Below are 2,627 nucleotides of genomic sequence, written 5' to 3'. Positions count from 1 at the left end.
CTTATGAAGTGCTTCATTTGGGTAACGCTAAACCAGACTCTAACGGATTCTACAAAAAAGCCTCTCCTATCATCGACATCAGTTCTGACGGCACATTCACAACCAATGACGAATCTGAGGGCGCTACGGTTACTCGAGTAGCTCAGGGCGAATACCTTATCGAGGGTGTATTAGGTTTTAACTCAGATGCAGGATGGGGGGGTGTTGATGGAGGTATTGAAATTCCACTCGATGTAAATAAACAGCCACTCATTTGGGTTAACTCTAAAGTTAACAAAGACGGTTCTATTCTCGTGAGAACGTATCACCGAACTCATCCTAATGCGCCTAAATTTGCCCGTAATGATATTGACGGCTTCAATGACGGTGACCCGATTGATATTCCTGATGGTCGTTTTATTTCCGTGCGTGTACAGATGCCAGAGCAATCAATCTATAACGTGAGAATGCGTGAGATGGAAGAGGCGCAGAAAGCGGAAGAAAATCAGAGTACCAATGAATATACTACATGTTGAAATCTAAATTATAATCGTGTGTTATATTTTTTCTTTTTTTATATAGAGTCTTTGGACTACGAGTATAGATACGGAAGATGTGTCGCGTAGTTAATTGTATAACATCTCGTAGCAAACAGGTATATTTACCAAACTATCACTAAGTATTAAGAGATGAATAATGTTATCTAATCGTAAACTTGATGGTGTTGTTTTTAATAATGAGATTAATGAGTTTTATCGAAAGCCAAGGCTAATTGAAGGGGCAGCAATGTTTGGTCCCAAAAAGGTTGATGACCCAATAAAAAAACGCCAAGAAATAAAGTCATCGTTGTTTGAAAGCTTCATTTTACACAAAGAAGTAAACTTCAAAGTTGAAGGGGAAAATGCCCCGTTATGCTTCCTGATTAATGAAATTGGATTAAGGGGAGTGGAGGAATTAATAGATGATAATGCAATTAGTTTTACATTATGGAACCCATTTATTTGTGCTGTTAATCATCCTTTTACAGGCGTACTTCCCGCGTCATTAGGAAGATTTCAAGGTGACCCATATTCAGACCCAGAGCAATCGATAGAGTTAAGTTTGAAATCTGACGCTATGGATGCCAGCATTAAGCGTAGAGAAGCAAAAATGTTGGTAAAGAAATTAAGGGACTCCTATGTGGCGGTACCAATAGGTTTAGAGGAAAGCTGTCTAGATGAAGCTGAGTCCGCCCTAAAAAGCGGAAAATTGAAGAAGGTTGGGTTAACACTGGACGGAAGAGACGTTAACCAACTAACTAACTATGAAAAAGATATATTTGCAAAATGTGCATCTGATTTACTTGATTATAAATATGCTATTACCAAGCACGCTATGGCCAGTCCGACGAGCAACATTAATTTTTTATTTGATGATACACTGTCAAAAATAAAAAACATGCCTAAAGCAAACATAATGTCATCAATTCTTACATTTGAAAATTTTCCTGATTTACAAAGTGCATTTTGTCTAATGGGGCAACCAATGGATGAACTCTTAAGGATAAGGAAAAGCAGAAATGCTGAAAAGTTCAGAGAGTGGATTAGTAATATAAACGAATCGACTGACCCTTTGGATATTCAGAGAATGTATGTAGAAAGCAATCAGAATCCTAAAGGCATATTTGACAAATTTTGGGGAAAATCAATAAAAAGTGCAACAATGATGTATTTGGGATATAAGTTAGGCAGTGTAATTGATCCAACTATCAACCCAGCCATCGGCGTGATTGGAGGAATGCTTCTAAAGCAATACTCGCTTGATATGTTAGATAATTATTTTTTAACAGAATTAACTAAAGGATGGACGCCAAAATTATTTATAAATGACCTTAAAAGTGTTAAATTTAAATATTCAACATAGAATTGACGTTGTTTTTAGTGGCTGTACGGCGATAAATAAACACAAAACAATCCATACATATGATGAGTAATCAATCACGATGACTGATACTACAAATATCAGCACTATACAGAAAGGTCGCATCCCGCTGTTTGATAACGTTAAGCTATTCCTTATCATCCTTGTTTTGCTGGGTCACGCGGCGGATTACTACACCTCGCAATACAAAGAGGCGAGATGTTTTTTTCTGTACGTATACTCATTTCACATGTTGGAGTTTATCTTCGTGTCCGGCTTTTTTCTAAGAAGATGCTGACGAACAAGCCTTAACCTTCCTTCTCATACTCGAACCAGTGCGGAAACCTCTTCCCGATCTCCCTGCAGTGTTCCAGTCTCTCTCTGAAGTACGGGTGTAAGTGCTCTGGCTGCTGGTTTTCTGTTTCGTACAGATCATACTGTAGTCCGAGTCTTTCTTTATATGCGACACCACTTGCGGATAAATCGACATTAATTTTATCTTTTTCTTCTTGAGTTAGGTTTGCGAGATTCATAATGGATCCGGTTAGTTTTTTGTAGAGTATAGCAGGGTGTGGAATTAAAAATGAGGAGGTGGTATAAAAGTATCACCTTTCTTTTTTACTGTTCAAAAAATATCTAGCATCAGTCGTGGTTGTATAGGATTTTGTATAGAAGAATAATTCTTATTAAATTTACACTTATAAATCAACGCTTTATTTCTTTTGTTTTATTCTCTCCTCCTCCGCCAT

The 2,627-nt window shown here is 37.4% G+C and carries 3 protein-coding genes; 2 read left to right on the top strand and 1 reads right to left on the bottom strand.

Annotated features, from left to right (window positions below):
• Both DK865_RS13090 and DK865_RS13085 read left to right on the top strand, forming a co-directional pair.
• A partial coding sequence (locus tag DK865_RS13090) for a phage tail fiber protein (protein ID WP_456107121.1) occupies positions 1 to 515 on the top strand: 515 nt, incomplete at its 5' end.
• 160 nt (positions 516 to 675) lie between these two features.
• Positions 676 to 1,881, top strand: coding sequence for a hypothetical protein (locus DK865_RS13085; protein ID WP_109392122.1), 1,206 nt, complete (start codon positions 676 to 678; stop codon positions 1,879 to 1,881).
• A 305-nt stretch (positions 1,882 to 2,186) separates the two neighbouring features.
• Here DK865_RS13085 and DK865_RS13080 read toward each other — a convergent pair whose 3' ends face one another.
• Positions 2,187 to 2,411 carry a DNA polymerase III subunit theta gene (locus tag DK865_RS13080; RefSeq protein WP_194295204.1) on the bottom strand — a complete coding sequence of 75 codons (225 nt, stop codon included), beginning with the start codon at positions 2,409 to 2,411 and terminating at the stop codon, positions 2,187 to 2,189.
• Positions 2,412 to 2,627 lie beyond the last annotated feature (216 nt).

This window comes from Proteus cibi (assembly GCF_003144405.1).
In the GTDB taxonomy this organism is placed as follows: Bacteria; Pseudomonadota; Gammaproteobacteria; order Enterobacterales; family Enterobacteriaceae; genus Proteus; species Proteus cibi.
This window is presented reverse-complemented; position numbering and strand designations above follow the sequence as displayed.

Bases quoted from the DNA above. Each gene is read 5' to 3' on its own strand.
- DK865_RS13080 (WP_194295204.1), bottom strand. From the start codon at position 2,411: ATGAATCTCGCAAACCTAACTCAAGAAGAAAAAGATAAAATTAATGTC.
- DK865_RS13085 (WP_109392122.1), top strand. From the start codon at position 676: ATGTTATCTAATCGTAAACTTGATGGTGTTGTTTTTAATAATGAGATT.